Source organism: Shewanella putrefaciens, assembly GCF_016406305.1.
Taxonomy (GTDB): Bacteria; Pseudomonadota; Gammaproteobacteria; order Enterobacterales; family Shewanellaceae; genus Shewanella; species Shewanella putrefaciens_C.
The window spans coordinates 1952402-1974843 of sequence record NZ_CP066369.1; the positions used below are offsets into that span (position 1 = coordinate 1952402).

General features: G+C 45.9%; 17 protein-coding genes. 9 read left to right on the forward strand and 8 right to left on the reverse strand.

Features of this window, described 5'->3' with window-relative positions:
• Window positions 1–400: 400 nt before the first annotated feature.
• Together yegD and JFT56_RS08420 are read left to right on the forward strand one after the other, a co-directional pair.
• Window positions 401–1858, forward strand: coding sequence for a molecular chaperone (gene yegD / locus JFT56_RS08415; RefSeq protein ID WP_198783182.1), 1458 nt, complete (start codon window positions 401–403; stop codon window positions 1856–1858).
• A gap of 17 nt (window positions 1859–1875) precedes the next feature.
• Window positions 1876–2364, forward strand: coding sequence for a CreA family protein (locus tag JFT56_RS08420; protein ID WP_198783183.1), 489 nt, complete (start codon window positions 1876–1878; stop codon window positions 2362–2364).
• Window positions 2365–2570: 206 nt separating this feature from the next.
• Here JFT56_RS08420 and JFT56_RS08425 read toward each other — a convergent pair whose 3' ends face one another.
• From JFT56_RS08425 to pdsR, 3 genes are all read right to left on the reverse strand, one after another.
• A complete protein-coding gene (locus JFT56_RS08425) occupies window positions 2571–3770 on the reverse strand; it encodes a cystathionine beta-lyase (protein ID WP_198783184.1) in 1200 nt (399 codons plus the stop codon).
• A 141-nt stretch (window positions 3771–3911) separates the two neighbouring features.
• Window positions 3912–6071, reverse strand: coding sequence for a proteobacterial dedicated sortase system histidine kinase (gene pdsS, locus JFT56_RS08430; protein ID WP_198783185.1), 2160 nt, complete (start codon window positions 6069–6071; stop codon window positions 3912–3914).
• A 48-nt stretch (window positions 6072–6119) separates the two neighbouring features.
• The gene (gene pdsR, locus JFT56_RS08435) at window positions 6120–6812 is read right to left on the reverse strand and encodes a proteobacterial dedicated sortase system response regulator (RefSeq protein ID WP_007648493.1); all 693 of its coding nucleotides are present in this window, start codon (window positions 6810–6812) and stop codon (window positions 6120–6122) included.
• A 290-nt stretch (window positions 6813–7102) separates the two neighbouring features.
• Here pdsR and JFT56_RS08440 point away from each other — a divergent pair, with 290 nt between their 5' ends.
• A complete protein-coding gene (locus JFT56_RS08440) occupies window positions 7103–9355 on the forward strand; it encodes a marine proteobacterial sortase target protein (RefSeq protein ID WP_198783186.1) in 2253 nt (750 codons plus the stop codon).
• 11 nt (window positions 9356–9366) lie between these two features.
• Window positions 9367–9996, forward strand: a complete 630-nt coding sequence (locus JFT56_RS08445; RefSeq protein WP_198783187.1) for a class GN sortase — start codon at window positions 9367–9369, stop codon at window positions 9994–9996.
• Between the two features lie 10 nt (window positions 9997–10006).
• Here JFT56_RS08445 and JFT56_RS08450 read toward each other — a convergent pair whose 3' ends face one another.
• The gene (locus JFT56_RS08450; RefSeq protein ID WP_198783188.1) at window positions 10007–11032 is read right to left on the reverse strand and encodes a GGDEF domain-containing protein; all 1026 of its coding nucleotides are present in this window, start codon (window positions 11030–11032) and stop codon (window positions 10007–10009) included.
• A 166-nt stretch (window positions 11033–11198) separates the two neighbouring features.
• Here JFT56_RS08450 and JFT56_RS08455 point away from each other — a divergent pair, with 166 nt between their 5' ends.
• Entirely contained in the window at window positions 11199–12821 is a 1623-nt protein-coding gene (locus JFT56_RS08455) for a M28 family metallopeptidase (protein WP_198783189.1), read from the forward strand.
• Window positions 12822–12945: 124 nt separating this feature from the next.
• Here JFT56_RS08455 and JFT56_RS08460 read toward each other — a convergent pair whose 3' ends face one another.
• The 3 genes from JFT56_RS08460 to JFT56_RS08470 form a co-directional block, all read right to left on the reverse strand.
• Complete coding sequence (locus tag JFT56_RS08460; protein ID WP_420136018.1) at window positions 12946–13812, reverse strand: hypothetical protein; 867 nt, start codon at window positions 13810–13812, stop codon at window positions 12946–12948.
• 289 nt (window positions 13813–14101) lie between these two features.
• Entirely contained in the window at window positions 14102–15112 is a 1011-nt protein-coding gene (locus JFT56_RS08465) for an ATP-grasp domain-containing protein (RefSeq protein WP_198783191.1), read from the reverse strand.
• Window positions 15113–15132: 20 nt separating this feature from the next.
• Window positions 15133–15579 carry a DUF413 domain-containing protein gene (locus JFT56_RS08470; RefSeq protein WP_198783192.1) on the reverse strand — a complete coding sequence of 149 codons (447 nt, stop codon included), beginning with the start codon at window positions 15577–15579 and terminating at the stop codon, window positions 15133–15135.
• A gap of 108 nt (window positions 15580–15687) precedes the next feature.
• Between JFT56_RS08470 and hdfR the strand changes: the two genes are divergently transcribed.
• On the forward strand, window positions 15688–16536 hold the full coding sequence (gene hdfR, locus JFT56_RS08475) for an HTH-type transcriptional regulator HdfR (RefSeq protein WP_198783193.1): 849 nt from the start codon (window positions 15688–15690) through the stop codon (window positions 16534–16536).
• 76 nt (window positions 16537–16612) lie between these two features.
• On the opposite strand, the gene JFT56_RS08480 is transcribed toward hdfR, so the two are convergent.
• Window positions 16613–16984 carry a diacylglycerol kinase gene (locus tag JFT56_RS08480; RefSeq protein WP_198783194.1) on the reverse strand — a complete coding sequence of 124 codons (372 nt, stop codon included), beginning with the start codon at window positions 16982–16984 and terminating at the stop codon, window positions 16613–16615.
• Between the two features lie 251 nt (window positions 16985–17235).
• Here JFT56_RS08480 and JFT56_RS08485 point away from each other — a divergent pair, with 251 nt between their 5' ends.
• From JFT56_RS08485 to JFT56_RS08495, 3 genes are all read left to right on the forward strand, one after another.
• Window positions 17236–18171 (forward strand): DNA ligase, encoded by a 936-nt coding sequence (locus JFT56_RS08485; protein ID WP_198783195.1) that lies wholly within the window; start codon window positions 17236–17238, stop codon window positions 18169–18171.
• 99 nt (window positions 18172–18270) lie between these two features.
• On the forward strand, window positions 18271–18558 hold the full coding sequence (locus tag JFT56_RS08490) for a hypothetical protein (protein ID WP_233095584.1): 288 nt from the start codon (window positions 18271–18273) through the stop codon (window positions 18556–18558).
• Between the two features lie 679 nt (window positions 18559–19237).
• Window positions 19238–21859 carry an ATP-binding protein gene (locus tag JFT56_RS08495; RefSeq protein WP_198783197.1) on the forward strand — a complete coding sequence of 874 codons (2622 nt, stop codon included), beginning with the start codon at window positions 19238–19240 and terminating at the stop codon, window positions 21857–21859.
• Window positions 21860–22442 lie beyond the last annotated feature (583 nt).

A 22442-nucleotide genomic window follows, 5' to 3' on the forward strand; every position in this document is an offset into this window, starting at 1 on the left:
ACAGCTCCTTTAAGCAAGCGTCATGGCGCAATATACAATAGCATTCATCCGCCGTTGTGCAATCAGATTTACTGCTGACAAGTGAAGGAATTTAAATGATAAATATTGCATGTACGCGAAAATCTGTCAGAGATTTATCGATTTATGTGGGCCTAAAGATACGAGGGAAATATGTCAGATTGATGACGAGTGTGACAGAAATATGACCCTAAGATGAAAGTCTGGAGCACTAGACCGCTTTTTCCGCTAGGCACTTAGCACCTGCTTCACAGTGAGTCATCACTGGAGATAAAACGATAGGCACACTTGTCTATAAAACAATAGGCAAACCCCATTAACGCCTTGGGCATTATGGCAAACTATGTTACCTTGCTCGGCTTTTTATCGCGGGAGTAAAGGTATGTTCGTCGGATTTGATTATGGTAGTGCCAACTGCGCCGTTGGAATTATGCAGGGGGGGAGTGTGCAACTATTACCCTTATCAGAGAATTCCACTTATTTACCTTCGACACTCTATGCGATGGACAGGGAGCTTATCGCCGAGGCCGTGTATCAAGCGCTTCCTCCTGAATATAAAGCCGATTATGCCAAAAAACGTGCCGCACAATTGAGCCGTGCCCGCATGGTACGCCATGAACTCGACCTTGACCCCGACACTCAAGCCGTATTTGTGGGCGAGCAAGCGGTGAAAGCCTACCTAGAAATGCCAGAAGAAGGTTTTTATGTCCGTTCGCCAAAATCCTTTTTAGGTGCAACGGGACTTAGACCCGAGCAAATTGCCCTATTTGAAGATATTGTCACCCTGATGATGCAGCACATTAAAGTGCGGGCCGAATCGATCTTAGCCCTGAGGGGCATGTTTGATTCAGGCGCTAAGACCATCACCCATGCGGTGATTGGCCGTCCAGTAAACTTCCAAGGTATCGGTGGCGAGGAGAGTAATCGTCAAGCCGAAGCCATTCTTTCCCTTGCGGCAACCCGGGCCGGTTTTTCAGAGGTCGCCTTTTTGTTTGAACCCCTCGCCGCGGGTATGGATTATGAGGCGAGCCTTAAGGAAGATAAAACCGTGCTGGTGGTCGATGTGGGCGGTGGTACGACGGATTGCTCCGTGGTTAAGATGGGCCCCTCCCATAAAATGGCCCAGGATCGCGCCATCGATTGCCTAGGCCACAGTGGTCAGCGGATCGGGGGTAATGATCTGGATATCGCCCTAGCGATGAATGCTTTTATGCCGCATTTTGGTTTAGGCTCATTGATGATCAATGGTAAGCCTATGCCGAGCAATCCTTTTTGGAATGCGGTGGCCGTCAATGATATCAGTGCCCAACGTGAGTTTGCGACCCTAAGCACGCGTAAATTGATTGATGAGTTGGTAAAAGAAGCCGAGCAGCCACAATTACTGCTCCGGTTATTAAAGGTGCAGCGTCAGCAATTAAGTTACCAGTTAGTGCGTTTGGCTGAACGCGCCAAAATTGCCCTATCGGATCAGGATAAGACCGATATTGAACTCGATTTTATTGAGGCAGCCCTTCGAGCGGCGGTAAGCCGCCAGCTATTTGAAAATGCCATCGAGCCTTCGCTAATGAAAGTCGAAGCCCTGATGCACCAAGCATTGAGTCAAGCGGCTAACACCTTAGCAGAGCGAGGCTTATCCACAGATGCCTTGTCTAGTGTTGCTGCTCAGGTAGAATGTCTACCCGATGTTATTTATGTCACCGGCGGCACGGCGCGAAGCCCTGCCATTTATGCCAAAATTGCCGGGATTTACCCCAATATTCCGGTTGTGGTCGGCGATCACTTTGGCTCTGTGACAGCAGGATTAACCCGATGGGCCCAAAAGCTATTTGTTAAACAATGATTTATAGGAATGTGAAAATGAGAACTCTGTTAAAAATGGCTGTGGCGACCACTCTGGTGCTATTAGTGACTGGCTGTGGTGATGATGTGGGCAAGGTCAGCTTAGGGCTGTTCACGACCAAGGATGTGATTATCGATGCTAAGCAGGATCCTAAAATCCCTGGGGTGACTTGCCATATTAGCCGTATCGAAGCGAATTTAGATTTTGCTGACCCTTCCGATATGGGGATCAGCTGCCGCCAAACTGGGCCTATTACACCAGCCGATATGGCTAAGATAGATATGGGAAAACACGGCGAAGTGGTATTCACTGAGTCCTTGAGTATTCTCTTTAAGTCATTAAAAGTGCGCCGTATTTATGATGCGCAAAACCAAACTTTGCTGTATTTATCCTATTCGACCAAAGAGACCAATGGCAGCCATAAACATGCGCTCTCAACGGTGCCGCTTTATGGCTCACAGGCTTGGGTCGATCCCGCGCTCACTGTGGGAACTAAAAGCAATTAATCTTTGCCGCCTAAGGTGTGGCAGTTTTTGCCGTCTTTAGGGAATAGGTTGTTTTTAGAAGAGTTTTTAGAAAAACTTTTAGTTTTAGATAAGTATTTAGATAAGTAATAGCAGGGGCGGAATACACATTCCGCCCCTTTTTGATTTTAAGATTTGGCTAGCACTTAGCACTTAGCACTTAGCACTTAGCACTTAGCACTTAGCACTTAGCCAGCTTTAGCCGCCAGCACTGCATTAAAGCGCTCAAACCCTGCAGTGAGATCCGCGATTAAATCGGCGGGATCTTCTAATCCTATATGCAAGCGAATTAAGGGTTTACTCGCATCCCACTGGGTAGCAGAGCGGATTTTATCAATACCGAAAATCCCTAAAATCAAGCTCTCGTAGCCGCCCCAGGAGAAGCCCATCTTAAAGTGACTCATATTTTCAACCAGTGCGGTGACCGCATCGGCATCGCCCTGTTTTAATACAAAGGAGAACAAACCGTTGGAGGCGCTAAAGTCGCGTTTAAAGAACTCGTGGCCGGGGCAAGTCTCAAAGGCGGGGTGGCGGAGATGATCCACTTCAGGGCGCGTTTTTAACCAGTTGGCGACCACGAGGGCATTTTTTTCATGCTGCGCCATGCGCACGCCTAAGGTGCGCAGGCCGCGGGCGGCAAGATAAACATCGTCGGGGGAGGTGGTTTGCCCCATTAAATAGCTGTGTTCACGCAATTGTGGCCAGTATTTTTCATTGGCTGTGGCCGTACCTAACATCACATCCGAGTGGCCGACGATATATTTGGTCGCCGCCTGAATAGAAATATCCACCCCCATCTCAAAGGGTTTGCTATTGATTGGGGATGCCCAAGTGTTGTCGAGCATCGTTATCAGCCCATGTTCGTGGGCGATACGGCATAAGGTCGGCACATCCTGTACTTCCATGGTGATGGAGCCGGGAGACTCTAAAAACAACACCTTAGTAGTGGGGCGAATAAGGTCGGAAATTCCCGCGCCAATCAGCGGATCGTAGTAAGTGGTTTCGATACCAAAACCCCCTAAGATATGGGTACAAAGATCCCGTGTGGGCTCATACACGCTATCAACCATTAACAGATGATCGCCCGTTTTTAAAAATGACAGCAGCGCCGCACTGATTGCCGCCGCGCCTGAAGGGTAGAGTGCGGTGCCCACGCCACCTTCAAGCTCGGCAATGGCGGCCTGAAAGGCAAAATGGGTCGGGGTGCCACGGCGGCCATAAAACATCTCGCCATTGGTCTTGTTTTTGGCGGCGTGGCGCATGTCCTCCATAGTGTCAAACACTATGGTCGATGCGCGAAACACGGGGGGATTGATCACGCCTTTAGTCCATTTTTTGTCTCGACCTAAGCTGACGATTTGGGTGGCGAGCTGGTGTTTATCTGTCATAGGGAATTACCTTGGCGAGTCATCTTTGAGGTTAACATTCATTGTGATGGCGGTCATCTTAGCATCTGTTGACTAAAATGGCAGGAGGATGAATATGAGTTTGACTCAAGTTCTTGCTTGTTCTTCCTGCCTCACTCACTCTTAGTTCAAAGGCAGCGTGACTAGGATATCAACCCCTTTATGATCGCTGCGGTTGCGGGCAAGGATTTTACCTTGGTGAAACTCGGCGATCAGCCGTGCAATGTATAGACCTAGCCCTAGGTGGGGTTTATCTTGGGCTTGGTTTATCCGTACTGAGACCATAGAATCAAAAATCTGCTCCGACATATCGACGGGTAATTCTGGCCCTAAATTACTGATAAGTAAGGTTGCTTGTTTGCCGACAGGGGTAAGCGTGACTTCGATGGCGCTGCCCGTATCACAGAACTCGAGCGCATTGGCGATAAGTTTATCCATTAACTGGGCAATATACTCTGGGACCCCTTGCATCATCAGCGGCTGTTCGGGCACTTTGACGCTAAAGTGTTGTTCTGGATAGGTCATTTGATAGCCTTGCATACAACCGCTCACCACCTGAGACAGCGGAAATTGCGTGAGTTCCGCTTGGGTTAAGCTTTGCTCTAGGCGAGTCGCTTCGCTCATATTATTTAAGATCATGCTTAGGCGGCTGACACCTTCCTGGGCACGGTCAACGTATTTTTGGGTGTCTTTATCTAAGGTTTGCAGATTTAAATGTTCGAGGGATGAGCGCACCACGGCGACGGGGGTGCGTAGCTCGTGGGACAGGCGCGATGACATATTTTCAAGGTAATGGGTGTACTGGCCAAGGCGCCCCACAATGCTGGAGAAACTGCGGGAGAGATCGCCAATTTCATCCCGTGCCTTAGAGGGCTTAAGGTTATTACGGACTCGACCTTGGCTGTCGATGGCATTTTCTGCCTCATCCCGCAGTTTGCGGATGCGGTTAGAGATACTCGAGGCGAAGAAAAATAGCGCCAGAGTGCCCATGCTCATAATGGTCAGGATGACGTTAAACAACTTTTCCAGGGCACGGTTGCGTAGGGTGCGAATGCCGTGGGTGGTTTCTTCGGCAACGACGGCGCCCATCACATTGTTATCAATCCAAATTGGGCTGGCGGCGGCGAGCACCACAGCTTTGTTGTCAGGGGTTAAGCGCCATGTCGAGCTTTGCTGCCCCGCGAGGGCCTTACGAATATGGCTACCGTCGAGTTCGGTGGAGTCCTGCAGTGAGTCGATAAAATCCTTCGGTGGCTTAGTCAGAATTTTATAGTAAAGCGGATGCAGGTAATTGCGCTTGAAACTCTCCCACAGGGAGTTTGATGCCTCATCCTCTAAGGTGCGGGTCCAGACGCTGCTATTCGCTCGAATATCACCGGATTTTGCCAGCACGCGGCCGTGTTTATCCACTACCCAAACCCGCGAGCTGTAATGGCTCATCCCTTTGATAATATTTTCAATTTCTGGTGATGGTACTAGGACAGTTCCCAGTTTATCGACTGTGTCTAGGGCGGAGGTGCCCACAATGGCGCTGACATCGCGGTATTTATTGTCATTCACATCATTGATGGCAAAGCCGAGTTTGCTCCCCACCATATCGAGTGGGATCCGCAGTTCAATATTGTAGCCCACATCCGTGGCGGCCCATTGCCCTTGAATGCGCACCTCTGGTGTGACGGGCACTGTCTGCTTAGGATTGGCGGGCAGTTCGAAGGCGCTGATCCAGCCGGGTTGAGTCGTAGCGACAATATAGCGCTTGAATTGATTGTCGGGGGCGAGGGTGGCGATGGAAAGATGATCGTTTCTATCGACACTCAGCGCATTTTTTCCTCGATAAACTAAATTAGGATCAACGACTTGAAAGAAGGCATACAGATAACCATCGTACTGGCCAACCATATGGGTAAAACTTAAGGTCAAAGGAGTGTTGGGATCGGCACGCATAATTTGGTGCGCCTCCCCGTATTGGATAAACCTATGCAGGTATTCCTGCCATTCATTGAGTTTTCCGTCGAGCAAAATCGCCCCTGCCAGCGGATAGGCATAGAGATCGCGGCTTTTTTCCACCTGCTTTAAGAAGCTTGCTTGGCCATCGAACAGTTTTGGGCGTTCGTGCAGGGCGGTGGCCAATGCCTGGGTCGTGCCTTCTAGGGTGCGCTCCTGGCCGTGGCGTAGGTATTTTTCCATTTCCCACACATATTGGTACCCCAGCCAAGGTAGGCAGAGTAAAAATAGGCTGAGGCCAATGACTTTGGTACGAAGACCGAAGGGGAAACGTGTCATAAATTCGAGGTTAACATCCTATAGCGGCTTGATTTAGCAAGACTCATATTAAGCAAGGCTATCCCAGCGATAGCCCATGCCGTAGACGGTATCGATACAGTCAAACTCTGGTGCCGCTGCCATAAATTTTTTACGAATGCGCTTTACATGGGAGGTTATGGTGCTGTCATCGACGAAAATTTTTGCCTCCTGCATCAGTTCGTGGCGACTGCGCACATGGCCAGGGTGTTTGGCGAGGGCATGCACCATCCAAAACTCGGTGACAGTTAGCTCTATGGGGTGTTGATCCCAATATACCTGCATGCGATTGGCATCAATGGTCAGTGGGCCGCGTTCGAGCAGGTTTTCCTTCGGTGTTTGGCTGGCGGCCAATTCCGAGCGGCGAAACAGGGCGGCTAAACGGGCGGTTAAATGGGGAAAGCTGACTTCTTTGCTTAAGTAATCATCGGCGCCTAAGCGCAGGCCACACACAGTATCGAAGTCACTGTCGCGGGCGGTCAAAAAGATGATGGGCAAGGTATTGGACATGGCCCGCAGGGATTGGCACAGCATAAAACCCCCGTCGATCTCGTTGCCTAAGCCTATGTCGATAATCGCCAAATCCGGTAAACGCGTGTTAAAAGCCAGCATGGCCGAGGGTCTGTCGGCATAGGTTTGTACGCTGTAGCCGTGCTGTTGCAGCACATCCTTATAGTTTTCGCGAATGGCGGCCTCATCTTCCACTATGGCGATACGTTTCATAGAACCCGATTCCTATTGACTGCTGGGATTAAGTTTTCGTGACTATACAGGATTTTACCTGAGAAAAAAGGCCTCGAATGCCATTGCCATTTTGTTGCCACAATTGATATTCGCATTGCCATTTTCCATCCCCTGCTATGCCATTTCACTTGTGTTTAATAGCCTCATTCAATGTTTTCCTAATGAAATCATGCCGCCAAATAGCCGTTAGCGCCTTTTTCATTGGGTAGCACTGTATTTAACATCAGTGTATTCAATATCAGCATATTTAAGATCAGGGAGTCTTTGTGATGACCACAGGGAAAAGAATTAAAGAAGTCAGTGAAGCCGTTGCAACACTCATGATAGCCGTCGCGATTTGTTGGTGTTTACCCTTTGTTGTGCTGGCTTCACCCAATAGCCCCGGGACGCAACTTGAGTCTGGTAATGTGCCGTCAATGCAGGATGGGCTTTCACTGCCGCAGCCATCGACATTCGATTACCAAGATGTGACTCAAGGTATCTTGGTATACCAAAATCCCAATGGTGCCTTAGTGCCTTCCTTACCCTTAGACACACAAGTGTCGATGCGCGTCTCTGGCCTAAGCAATAGGGTGAGCGTTAAGCAAATTTTTCATAACAACAGCGAATTTGTGCTCAATGGCCAATATCTGTTCCCTCTACCGAATGAGGCGGCGGTGGATTCACTCCGGCTGCACATAGGTCAGCGTATTATTGAAGGCCAAATTCATCCAAGGGCCGAGGCAAAACAACGCTTTGAGCAAGCTAAAGCCGAGGGCAAGCGCGCAAGCTTAGTGAGTCAGGAGCGGCCCAATATGTTCACGACCGAGGTGGCGAATCTTGCGCCTGGTGAGCAACTCGTGGTCGAAATTAGCTATCAAGAAGTCATTAAATATGAAGATGGTTTGTTTAGTCTACGGTTTCCCTTGGTCGTGGCCCCGCGTTATATCCCCGGAAAGACAACCGATAATGGCGAGGGCACTGACCGAGTGACCAGTGCTCAAGTGTTTGATGCCGAGCGAATTGTTGCCCCTATTCGCGGGGCTGATGTGGAGTATTCCCCTGAGCTTAAGGCCGATATTTCGGTGGATCTGGGGGAGGGCGTCGAGACCCGTGCGGTTGAAAGTTTGTACCATCACATCAAACTCAATGAAGAGCATGGTTCAACTAGGGTATCGCTCGTTAATTCTGTGCCTGCAAACCGTGATTTTGTCCTGCAGTGGCGCTTAAAACAAGGCCAGAGTCCACTCGCTTGGGTGTTTAACCAAAGGGGGAAAACCCACCACAATGAAAGTGATGTTTTGCCCCAAGGGGCTGGGAATACCATCGAAGACAGTTACAGCTTAGTCATGGTGTTACCGCCTAAGGCGGATAAGCATTCCCAGATGCGTCTGCCCCGTGAGTTAATTTTAGTGATAGATACCTCGGGCTCGATGGCGGGGGATCCCATAGTGCAGGCGAAAAATGCACTCTTATATGCCCTAAACGGATTAACAGCCCAGGACAGTTTTAACATCATCGAATTTAACTCCCAGATGTCACAGTTATCATCGGCATCACTTTCGGCTACCTCGTCGAACTTAGCCCGTGCCCGTCAATTTGTTAACCGCCTACAGGCCGATGGTGGCACCGAAATGGCGTTGGCGCTGAAGGCGGCATTGGCGACAAATGATCAAAATGTTACTCAAGAAACGCAATTCCTACGGCAAGTGATCTTTATGACCGATGGCTCGGTGGGCAATGAACAAGCCCTATTTGATTTAATCCGTTATCAAATCGGCGATAGCCGCTTGTTTACCGTGGGCATTGGCTCGGCGCCTAATTCGCATTTTATGCAAAGGGCGGCGGAACTGGGTCGCGGCACTTTTACCTATATTGGCAAAGTAGAGGAGGTCGACCAAAAGATCAGCGAACTACTGAATAAAATCCAGTACCCAGTATTAACCGATATTCATGTGCGTTTTGACGATGGCAATATCCCCGATTATTGGCCATCAACCATCCCCGATCTTTATCAAGGTGAGCCTGTGCTCATCAGCCTTAAGCGTAGTGAACGCGAGTCTAAGGGGTTAGTGATCACGGGCCGTCAAGGGCATAAAAACTGGCAGCAATCCCTGTCATTAATGGATAACTTGGCGGCGATCCCCGATCAGAATGCCGGTTTAGATTTACTCTGGGCCAGAAAGCAGATCGCGGCACTGGAGCTAAGTAAGAACGGTGCCAACGATGATAGGGTCAAGCAGCAGATCATCGCCTTATCCCTCAATTATCATTTAGTCAGCGCCTATACCAGTTTAGTGGCCGTGGATTTGACGCCAATTGAGTCCAATGCCATGGGCCGTGATGCGGTTGTACGCCAGCATTTGCCCTTAGGTTGGCAGCCATTGGGCATACTGCCACAGACGGCGACTGCAAGCCGCCTCGATATATTACTCGGTGCGATAAGCTTATTTATCGCCCTGTTGCTCGCCGCCTCCATGCTGAAGCAACGTCGGGTGGAGAGGGCAAACCTGCTCGCACTTAAGACTAAGCCACTAGTGTGAGTATTAACGCTATGCGGTGGCAGCAAGCACAGCGGTGGTTGTTCGTCGGATGTCTATTACTCGGCGGCACTTTGTTAGGAAAAGGACTCTATATGCAAGCTAAAGCACACTTTGCCCAGTATTTGATTGAACAGGCCTGGACTAAAACCTTAGAGGATGGTCAATCCCATAAGCCTTGGTCATGGGCGGATACTTATCCGGTGGCGAAATTATCGTTTCAGCAACATAGCCAAGTGAGCCATTTTGATCGAATCGCCTCAAACGATAGCCTCTATGTACTTGCTGGCGCATCGGGGCGCAACTTAGCCTTTGGCCCGGGTTTAGTGTTATCGAGCGCGAGGGCGGGGGACTCGGGTAATACTGTGATTGCCGGGCACAGGGACACACATTTTTCGATTTTAAAGGGCATGACAATCGGTCGACAATTATCACTGCAAACTGCATCGGGAAAGGACATCCTTTATCAAGTGGTGGCAACAGAGGTTGTACATGAATCCCAAACCGAATTTATGGCGCCCAGTCACGACGACCGATTAACCCTCATCACTTGCTATCCCTTCGATGCACTCGAAGGTGGGGCTGAACTGAGATTTGTGGTGCAGGCGATCCCTGTAACACAGACGCTATTAACGCTGAAGTAACGGATTGAGCTTAGTTACTGATCGGCATAACCCGATTACGGCCAAGACGTTTGGCTTCGTAAAGTAACTTATCAGCTTTTTCAATAAGTTGAATACCAGTTTGCTTATCTTGCCACTGGGCAACACCAAAGGATGCGGTGATATTATCGATACGCTCGTCTTTTCTTCTATCCTTAAGGCTGAGTTTTTCGAGCCCACGGCGCATGGCCTCGGCGAGTTGTCTGGCGATCCGTAATTGGCTCTTCGGCACTATAATGGCAAATTCTTCTCCGCCAAATCGGTATAACTTAATCCCATCTCGACAGGCCTCCTGCAGCCGTTTAGCAACGGCACGTAGGACTTGATCCCCCAGCTGGTGGCCATAGTTATCATTAAAAGATTTAAAGTGGTCGATATCGGCCAAAATAACACAAGTGCCTTCGGGCGCTTGGGTTAACATGCCACTGAAATCGGTATCGAAGGCGCGCCGATTCAAACAGCCAGTCAAGGCATCGTAAAGGACATCTTTCTCGGTTTGCTCGAGTTTCAGCTTCAGAGCATCAATTTCAGTTTGTGCCTTTTGCAGTTGCCCGGTAAAAAATGCCGTACTCGTGCGGATATTGTCGGACTCTTTGACTAAATTGCGGACGAGTTCCAACACTTGCTCGACGCTGAAGGACTCTTCTTCGATACGATTGAGTTTGGCGAAGTTGCTGTCTATGCGGGATTGAAACTCGTTGGCATCCAGATTGGTGTCTTTGAGGGATTGGGAAAGCTCTGTCACCATGGCCTCTATGCTTTGACGCATTTCGCGCACATCTAACTCAAGGGGATCGGCAACATATTGGCGATAGAGCAGTTCGCTGCTCACAGGTGGACAAGTGTTGTAATGGGCAATCACAGTATCTAATTGCTGATTCAATGCGGGATTTTGCTCGCCTACATAGGTATACCAGAGTGCATAATTGATAGGCGTGGTGGGGATTTTATGTTTGAGCATTAACGGAACCGCTTTTTTAAGATTCAGCGCCGCGGTTTGCAATAATTCTCGTGACATGTATTGACCCTAATGAATAAAAATAAGACTAACAAAATGGATGAACTGCGACTTGCGCTCTACTCGGGTGCTTTTGTGAGAAATACCCCAAGCTTTGCCTAACATATCCCATCATCCCGTCACAAGCTGTGAAGTATATGATAAAGTTTATCCTCAAAATCAAAGAATGATAATAACTTGGGAGAAAGTCGTGAAAAATTTCATCCTAGCCGGTGCCTTAGGTACTTTGCTGTCCCTGCCTGCCATTGCTGCGCAATCCTTTGTGGATACTCTTGATCTGACGCAGTATCGCACCGACGTGAAAACCTTAGCCAGTGATGCCTTCGGTGGCCGAGCGCCGCTATCGGAAGGCGAGCAACTGACGATTGCCTACCTTGAAAAAGCCTTTAAAGAGATGGGGCTGAAACCGGGTTTTGGCGATAGCTATTTACAGCCAGTGCCACTGGCTAAAATCAGTGCCGATCAACAAATGCAGCTCGACATCGGGGGGCTTAAATTTGCTAACGGCAGTGAGTTTACCGCCAGAACCCAAAGGGTTGTCGATAAGGTTTCCCTGACCAATAGTGACCTAGTGTTTGTCGGCTATGGTATCAATGCCCCCGAATACCATTGGAACGATTATCAAGGCATAGATGTAAAAGGTAAAACCGTCATAGTGTTAGTCAATGATCCAGGGTTTGCGACTCAAGACCCCTTGGTTTTCAAAGGCAATGCCATGACCTATTACGGCCGTTGGACCTACAAGTATGAAGAGGCTGCTCGTCAGGGCGCCGAAGCGGTCTTTATCGTGCATGAAACGGCTCCCGCCGCCTATGGCTGGGGTGTAGTGCAAAATTCAAATACGGGCACTAAATTCACGTTGGTCGATGGTAATAATAACCTAGGGCAAGTGGGAGTGATGGGCTGGGTGCAACATGATGTCGCGCAAAAAATCTTCGCCAAGGCGGGGATGGATTTCGATACGTTAAAGCTACAGGCCGCTAAGTCAAACTTTAAGGCACAACCTTTAAAATTACAGGCACAGCTGACCTTAAAAAACAGTATTGAACGTGCAGAATCCCATAACGTAGCCGCTATTTTACCTGGTGAGACGCGCGCCGATGAGGTGGTGATGATGCATGCCCACTGGGATCACTTAGGCACAGTGATGGAAGACGGAAAACCAGAGATCTTAAATGGCGCCGTAGATAACGCCAGTGGGGTGGCGGGTGTCTTAGCCTTGGCGCGTTATTTTAAGCAACAAGCACAGACAGCGCCATTAGCGCGGTCGATACTATTTAGTGCCTTTACCGCCGAAGAAACGGGCCTGATTGGTGCCCAGCATTTTGCACAACATCCCAGTGTGCCCAACAAAAATATAGTCGCCTTTTTAAATATTGATGGCATGAATATGAATCAAGGTGTTGATTATATTCTACGTTATGGCGAAGGTGTTTCTGAGTTAGAGCATTATTTAGACACAGCGGCGAAGGCCCAAGGTCGTGTGGTCAAAGCGGACCCTAGGCCACAAAATGGTTTGATGTTTAGATCAGATCATTTTGCCTTGGCCCAGCAAGGCGTGCCCGGTCTGTTGTTTATGAGTCTTGGGGATACAGATCCCGATTATATTGCCCATAAATATCACCAAGGTGCGGACGATTATGATCCCAATTGGTCATTGGCGGGGGTTAGTCAAGACCTTGATTTGATAGCCAGTATATTAACAGCACTCGCCAATAGTACAGATTGGCCCCGTTGGTTAGAGTCGTCTGATTTTAAGGCTAAACGTGAGCAAGATGGTCGCAACTAGTTGTGAATGATAATTGGCTATTAATGATAATTAGCGGTGAATGATAACTCGTGGGAAATGTAAAAAGGGCGCCAAACGGCGCCCTTTTTACCAGTGACTTGAAGCTTAGAAGGGGTTTCGAAGCTTAGAAGGTATAACTTACAGAAAGCATAGGTCCAATAAAGCTGTAATAAATATTGTAATTAGCGACCTGGGTTTGTTCATCGGCGGATGTTTGGGCGATATCCACATCCACTTTGTAATAGTTATAGGCTACGCTCATACGCCAATTAGAGGTGATTTGCGCATCAATCCCTAACTTCACATCGACGAGTTCACCTTCAACATCATCGAGTTTGACATAAAAATACTGGGCGTGAGTCACTAGCTCCCAACCGGGGGTAAACTCATAATTAGCATACAGACCAATATCAGGCAGTGGGGCGGTAACGTTTTCATCTACCATACGGGGGATCGGTTGACTGCCACAGACATTATTTAACAATTCAGATGCCGCACATGCGCCGATCACACCTTCGAATCCCATTTTGATTAACATGGTGTGCAAACCAATCGACACACCAACGTCGTAGTTACTGCCCTGAAATACGTCATAGCCATAGCCCAAACGCAGTATGTCAATATTCAGGGTCGAGTTGAGCTTACCACCCGCTTGGATATCGTAAATAGTGTCGTTGATTTCAATCTGAAAGGGCTTACTTAAGGCGAGTGTTTCGGCGCTACGATGGAGTTGTTTCCAATCAAAATAGATGTTGTGACGTTCATTAAAATGATAATTTAATTCAACAAATGGGAGAAATTCGTTCTCAGCTAATTGCAAGTCAGATTCATAATCTAAGGTGAAGTTATTACCCGTAGAGGGGTTAGTCACTTGCATATTAGAGTCTGATTGTGAATAAAAACCACCTAGTTCGATAGTAAAATCGCCTGCTTGCACTTGAGTACTTGCCAATGCGGCTACCAGTAGTGGTAATAAGCGGTTCGGTTTCAAACGTGACTCCAGCATTCTTCTTATTATGTTTAACGATACCATCAGACTTTTGTGTCATAAAAAGCACATTTGGAGTGTAACAGCAAATTTCAAAATGTGAATAAAATGTTTTAAAAAAGTATGGTTTTTTTGATGTAAAACAAAAGCAGCATGAATACAGAAATACCATAGGAAAAGTGCGTATAAGTTCACAGTAATGTTTGCGCGAAATGGAGAGGAAAGAGAGGTCTAAATATTGCGATTGCGGCGATAACAAGCGTTAGCGCCGCAATGTGAGTCACATTAAGCCTTAGCTTTTAATGGAGGGGTTAACCTTATCACGGGTAGCTTGATCGCCGAGATCTGAAGAGCTCAGCGTATCTGTCATCACTTTTGGACTGCTTGGCTCATCCTTATTGAACATCCCAAGGCGAATACGAATAAAGTGCAAAATTTGGGCGGCGATATCCACATTTAAACAAGACTCTAATCCTTCGAATCCTGGGGATGAGTTGGCCTCACAAATTTTATAGTGGCCGTTATCGAAAAGAAGATCGATACCTGCGACATCGAGATCGAGAATGTTCGCTGTTTGTGTGGCGAGCCATTCAATTTCAGGGGTGATCTCAAAGGGGCGCGCCGAACCACCTGCACTCACATTGGCCTTAAAGCTGTCTTCCTGGCCCCGTCTTTCATAGCAACCAGCTACCCGACCACCAATGGTAAAGACCCGCAAGTCGCGGCCATGGCTGTTGGCGATAAATTCCTGCAAGATAATATTGGCATTTTTATTGGTTGCCTCAATTAACTGCATTAAATCATCAAATTCACGGGCTTTATGGGATAAAAACACGCCGCTGCCCTGTGAGCCCGACAGGGTTTTGATCACCACGGGGAATCCCAAATGGCGTTCAACCAGTTCGATATCGACCGGGAATTTAACCAACATAGTCTTAGGGGTCGGCAAATTTTTCTCGGCCAACAGTTGCTGGGAGAACAGTTTGTCTTTGACTATCTCAATGGCCTTAGAGGGGTTGAGGCAATACACCCCTAAACGCTCTAAATGACGAATAATCGCAAGGGCGAAATAGGTGGTGCCAGAACCCATACGTGGAATGATAAAATCTGGTAATTCAACGGGTTGTCCGTTTAACAAAATACTCTTGTTGTCTTCTCTCGTCACGGTGAGATCAAACTCATCCGGAGCATAAACTTCTAATTCAATATTGTCGGCTTTGGCAGCCGCCAATAGGCGTTCAATTTCATACCATTCAGGTTTTAGCTGAGTCGCGGTTTCTTTATATAAAATCCACCCACGCATTTAATCGCAAACCTTAATTTTCATTCTTTATCCTCGGGTTCAGGTTCATCCTGAACATCATCTTCAATATCGACATCAAATACTGCTTCGGGCTCGACCTCGGGTTTAGTCGCAGGCAAATGTACTGTGCCAACGACCGCATAAAAGGGTTTGCCTAGGGCGAGTTTGCGGTACTTTAACCAGATCTGCTCTAACAAGCTACTGGGAGCTATATTTCCTTTGATGACTTCGACAAATTGCGCTTCATCGGCGGTGCAAGGTAGTGTCTTGCCCTCGGCAAGATTTTTCATGGCATAGCCATGTAATTCAAGGAGTTCGGCTTCTTTACTGGTAAAGTCACCACTGCGTTTAAAGCCTTTAGGGAAGTTTGCATCATCATAAAAACGTTTGTGAGATACAAAGCTGGCAGCTGAGCCGTTAACCGTCTCAGAACCCTTATTAGCGTTTGAAAAAGACTGTTCAGACATGGCAGTTACCTTCTAGTTTTTGATATACAAAGATTTGCAACTGGAGTATTGGCTAGTATTATTGATTTATAAATCAAAAAAATTTGCCAATGTTGGTCAAGAATTTTTATGGATACCGATTTACTTAAGACCTTTCTCGAAGTCTCCCGTACCCGCCATTTTGGTAAGGCGGCGGAAAATCTTTATCTCACCCGCAGTGCTGTGAGTTTTAGGGTTAAACAGCTTGAGAGCATTCTCGGCGTCGCGCTGTTTGAGCGGCAGCGCAATAATATTCAGCCCACTCCTGCAGGTGAGCGAATGCTTGGTCATGCCGAAGCGGTTTTAACCGCTTGGGAGCGCGCTAAACAAGATGTCTCCTTAAGCCAGTTGCAGTCGACTCAATTGGCTATCGGTGCTGGCCCTAATATCTGGGATGCGTATCTTCAAGGGCACTTGCAGCATTTACATGTTGGTTTACCAGGGGTTGCACTGCGAACTGAAGTGTTACCCTCGACTGTGATGACACGCCAATTGATGGATAGAACGCTGGATATTGCGATTTCCTTCGACCCTCCTAAGTTGGACCAATTTGAATTAGTGCAATTAGGCCAAATCAATTTACTGCTTGTGTCGAGTGTGGCAGATATTGTGGTTGATGGGGTGGCGCCGGGACAATATGTGAAGGTGGACTGGGGGACGGCGTTTAATATTATCCATGCCCAGGAATATGCCACGCTTCCGGTGCCGACACTGCACACCAGCTCAGCTCGTATTGCCTTAGACTTTATTTTAAATAATGGCGGCTGTGCGTTTTTGCCTGAGCATTTAGTGCAGCCGTTGCTGCGTAAAGGCGAATTGCACCTTGTGCGCGGCGCAAATGCCATTTCCCGCAGTGTGTATGTGGCCTATTGGGCCGAAAATGATCGGTTGGAGCAGATTAAGCAGGCGATCGACTTTTTGATCGATGATGGTATTTAAGCGAGAAATATCCCTAAACCTTAATGTGTAAAATCGCCTTTAATACTCATATTAAAGGCGATTTTACTGCTGCGGATTATATAAACAGAGGCACTAAAATGGCGAACCAAGTGATACCGCATAACGCCAGAGCTAAAAATACTGCCGCAGAGGCGATATCCTTTGCTTGGCCGCTGAGGGGGTGGATTTCACTTCCCACACGGTCGACTACGGCTTCAACTGCCGAGTTCAGTAACTCAACAATCAACACGATAAACAGGGTTAGGATCAGTAATAATCGTTCGACAGTGCTCACATCGACCCAGAGTGCGATAGGAAGCATCACAATTGCCAGCATTAATTCTTGTCTGAAGGCCGCCTCGTGAACCCAGGCGGCTTTTAAGCCTTTCATCGAAAATCCTGTGGCTCTAACGATGCGCTTAATACCGTGGTTGTTTGCTGGTTTCATAGTATTTCCATTGACTTGAGCGATAGACAGCTAAGGTTTATCCCGTTCAAATTCGGCTATAAACATGATTGTGTTATGTTAGATTTGCGCGGGCAGATAAAATTGGCCGCAGTATAGCCCGAGATCACCAGTGCATAAATAGTTAACGAGGTTAATTCACTGGGGATCTCGACCTATTAAGCGGTAATTCGCCATCCTTTAATCTTCAATCTAAGCTTGGTGCTGGACAGGTTTGACTAAGAGGCAAGGGAATGACTCACGCAAACAAAGCGCTTTTTTTAATATTCAGACCTTTCTGCAATCTGCTATTGCAATGGTGCGGCGGCATCTTATTACTGATTTCTTGCGTGCTTCACGCCAACCCCCTTGCACCCAATATTCAACTCGCCACTGAATTTACGGCGGATGAGCCTGCATTAGATATCAGTGAGTTTTTGATCAGCGAGAAGCTCGATGGCGTTCGCGGCTATTGGGATGGTCGCCGTTTTGTGACTCGCCAGGGAAATCCGATTGCAGCACCAACATGGTTTACGGCGGGTTTTCCTCCCATCCCCATTGATGGAGAATTATGGCTTGGGCGAGGGCAGTTTGAGGCGATATCGAGCTTAATCCGTCAATCGACACCGAAGGAGGACGACTGGCGGTCGGTACGTTTTATGGTGTTTGATTTGCCGGAAGCGGCGGGCAACTTTGAACAGCGTTATCAACTCGCACTCAGCCTTCTCTCGGGGAAATCGCCCTATCTGCAGGTTATTGAGCAGGTTAGATTGGACAGTATTGAGGCGCTATACCAAAAACTCGATACCTTAGTGGCTCAAGGCGCAGAAGGCTTAATGTTGCATAGGCGCAGTGCCCAATATAGGGTAGGGCGCAATCCTAACTTAATGAAATTAAAACCGTATTTTGATGCTGAAGCAAAAGTCATTGGCCATATTGGCGGTAAAGGCCAATTTGCTGGTCAAATGGGAGCCCTAAGGGTGCAAACCGCAGATGGCCGTATTTTTAGCATAGGCACAGGATTTAATTTGGCGGAGCGGCAGCATCCACCCGCGGTGGGCGCGATTATTACCTATAAATACTTAGGCTTAACCGTTAATGGTTTACCTCGATTTGCTAGTTTTTTGCGGGTAAGAACCGATATAATCGAACCCCCATTGGATGGCAGTGTTGACCGTTCTGGGCAATAAGCCGATACCCTTGTCCATACGAACTCGGTTGCGAGTCTTAAAGAAAAACGAGTGTTAACAATGCAACCTAATCCCTAATGTGAGATGACGATGAAAGTAATGGATTCTGAAGACCGAGCATGGTTTCTTTTAGAGCATGAAGGTCACTTGTACTTGAATGCAAATTGCAACATGAATGCATTTGGCTATAGCTATATGATCCAGCTAAATGATCAGGAGCTGCAAAACTATAAAAGTGGTGGCCGCGAGTATCTCAATCATCTGGCTCACGATATCCACCATTCTGTGCCAATCGCTAAAGATACATCGTCAATTTATAAAGGCCGTGAAGTCTCAAAACCGCTATCGGGTTTAGCAAGAGAGGCGATTAGAGCGTGGCGTGCTTAAAATCGGTTAACTTGAAAATGCCCCAAAGCTTGCCACGGCTCGAAGGTTAGCTCTTGCTTAGTCTGATAGTTTGAGATACATAAAGTAATGAATAGCAAAAAGTATGACCTAACCATGAGGGATTTTAAAAATCGTTAACAGTGAATCAGTCTTTCCTAGTTTGGTTCACAGGGGAACATCTAGTCATAGATATCAACTAATTACTATTCTAATGGTATAAAAACCGCTACCGCAAAAATGTAAATTCCTAAAGCATCATTTGTACCAATTGACACGGATGTGGCAGCGGCCAAGCCTGTTGACTGTAATCCTGCTTAATCAAACCAATCACTGCCCATTTTTCTATAGGGTGGATTCGCATGTCTTAAATACACCATTTTTTTAATGAGTTAGCTCATTTTCATGCTTCAGCATTAGCCATTCAACTCTTGATGACTCTTATTTAAGCAATTTTAGATCGTACAAGTTGTAGACAAACCAAAAGTGCATTATGTTGTTGAACTAAAATGGATGGCGAGATTTTTTTGATGTTGGATCTAGTAGGTTTTTGGCGAAATTGATTAGATAAAACAGCATCATGCATGTCTACTTATTTGAATCTCATCGAATTTATCTGGGGATTCACTAGAATGCGGCGTTAGGGCTCTGTGTTCTACTTTAAAGCCTAGTGAGGATTATTTTGGAAAAATATCAATTAACAAGCACATGGAAGAATACCCTAGGTAGTAAATGTAGTGAAAATCAAACAGCAATTAACCGCTTAAAAGACTCATTTATTTCGTTTAGAGAAAATGTAGTATTACTCTCAAATGAGATTAGCAGAAGCCTTCCTGAGTATACGGTTCATGACATAACTCATATTGATGCTCTATGGGAAATGGCAGATTGTATTTGTGGTAGTGATTATGACTTAACCCCTGTTGAAGGTTATGTTCTTGGTGGGGCATTTTTGCTGCATGATCTTGCAATGTCTTTGGCTGCTTATCCTTGTGGAATAAAAGACTTAGAGAAACTGCCTATGTGGTCAGATACAGTAGCTCAAAGATGTAGTAGGCAGGGTATCCCGATTCCTGATTCAATTTCTTCTAATACATTGCCTGAAGATATTCGAGAATTTGTTATTTCGACAGTTCTGCGGAAACTGCATGCTAGCTCTGCTGAGAAATTGGCACTAACACCATGGCAAAGTACTCAAGGTGATGTATTTCTTATTGATAATCCTGAGATTAGACAAACTTTTGGGAGAGTTATTGGTAAGATAGCACATAGTCATTGGTGGGATATTTCCAAATTAGAGCATGAATTTTCAAGAACTATTGGAGCTCCTAGCTGGTGTCCTAGACAATGGACTATAGATCCACTCAAATTGTCATGTATTTTGCGGGTTTCTGATGCATCACATATAGACTCAAGAAGGGCTCCACAATTTTTAAGAACATTAAGAAAACTATCTCCTTCTTCTGACGAACACTGGTGCTTCCAAGAAAAATTACAGAAACCATACTTATCAGAAGATAGTTTATTTTATACAAGTGGACATTCATTCAAGTCATCAGAGGCTTCTTCTTGGTGGCTTTGTTATGAAGCACTTAAAATGATAGATAAAGAACTTAGACAAACTGATGCTCTTTTAGCTGATCATTCTATGAATAGATTTAGTGCTAAACGTGTATTTGGCATTGAATCGCCTGAACGACTTTCATCACTTATTCAAACTGATGGTTGGGCGCCTATTGATGCGTTTGTTCATATTGGAGATTTACCTAAAATTATTCGAAACCTCGGAGGGGAAGAGCTTTACGGGCGAGATTTAACAGTACCTATTAGAGAGCTTATTCAAAATAGTTCTGATGCTATCAGGGCTAGGAGAAAGTTAGAAAATAGAAATGGAGATTGGGGCTGTATAAAAATCTCAAGATTGAGAAATGGAGACGATGAATTTATCCAAGTTGAAGATAATGGAATCGGTATGTCACTTGATGTTATAAAAAATTATCTTTTTGACTTCGGTACGAGTTACTGGGGGTCAGAGTTAATGCTTGAAGAACATCCTGGTTTAATGACTAAAGATATCAATGTTACCGGAAAATATGGAATAGGCTTTTTCTCTTCATTTATGTTTGGTGATGATATTCAAATAACCACAAGAAAGTGTACAAGTGCACAGGGTAATACGCATGTTATTGAATTTAAAGGCGGACTTGATTCGAGGCCAATAATAAGAAACGCTAGTCCTGATGAATATTTATTAGATGGTGGCACCAGAATAAAAATAAGGGTTGTTAATAAAGATATTCTAAATAAGTTATTCAAGAAATCTGACGATAAAAAATTAACATTACAAAAATTATGTTTAGCGATAGCCCCTGCTTTAGATGTTGAAATGCTCGTTTGTGAATATGAGAACGAAATAACGATACCAAAAGATAACTGGATAAAGTGTACATCGCAAGAATTTGTAAAATTGTTGAGCATTATTAATGATCGGAAGCGATTTTCGGATGAGGATGTATCTGATGAGTTTTTAGAGAAAGCAGCACATAATGTTCGAGAAATATATAACGATGATCATAAATTAATAGGCAGGGGTTTTTTAGGAAGCTCAGCTATGGGCTCTTCAAAAAACTCACCTACTTTAGGTGGGCATATAGTTGTCGGTGGGTTAGTTGAAAGTAGTATGTCTGGAATTAATGGTATTTTTATTGGGAATAATAAAAATGCAGCGAGGAATGATTCGAAAATTATTGCGAGTGAAGAATCGGTTGCAGAATGGGTTTCAGAGCAAGCTAAATTAGTCAGTAAACTATATAATTCGGAAGCATTAGTTTCGATTTCACAATTAGTTCGGATATTAAAAGGTAAAGCTGATAGTTTACCAATTGCGATCTATGACGGCGTTAATGTTAATTGCCAACAGATTAACGATATTATCGGTAAATTAGACAAAGTGATAATCGCTGATGACTTCTTTCTTAAATACAGTGCTGATAACTTTGATGCTCTAGTTTATGAGCCAAATATATTTTTCACTGAAATTTCAGGTGTACCTAGTGTTTTTCACAACAAAAATGGAGCAAGCTGGGGGAGGAGTTCTAGTAAACGTTGGAATTTTGATTTAACTTGCTCTGGGTACATTGTAGAAATAATTTCAAAAGTATGGGAAATCCCTTTGGATAAGTGTATTGAAATTATTGATGTAAATAATAAAAAACATGAGTTGAAAATAGCGACAAATAATGGAAAGGAGATCAAAGAGACTGCTTACTTATTCGATAAAAGTAAGTTAATAGAAAAGTCCTAACAAGTCGCTAAAACGGACGAAAAACAGTCAAGTTTTGCTCGTTCCTCGCTTATTTTAGCCAACAATTTTTCGCCGCTTAGCAAAGCGTTAAACCCATAGAAATTTTAATCCTAAACTCAAAAATTAGAGTTGGGAATCTAACAAGTTTTTGTCCCAAAACGTGCTTCGTAAGGCTTTTAAACCTACAGATTACGCAAATGCCAAACAGGTGAGCCATGGTGATTGGCGAGACGACCGTCCGCCCCATGGACGGGGCGGTCGAGCATCCAGGGAGGGACTAGCTGCGTGTCGATGAGCGAATTCCATGGCACGCCTATAAGTCGGTGCCTGTATACACTAAGTTTCCAACAGTTTTAAGTCACTCAGTCGTACTATATTTTGCACTTTTCCAACGTACTTTCATTCCAAAGCGTGTTGGGTATCTCCTTCAAACCGACAGGTTACGCTAGTGCCCAAAAGATGAGCCAAGGTAGAGGCTGTTCACAATTCTGTGTCAGGTTTATATTCACCGTATCGGTGAGAGAACACCATGGCAAGGCTGCGTTAGTGGATTTCTGCCAACGTTAAGATCCTAATCGCTGGA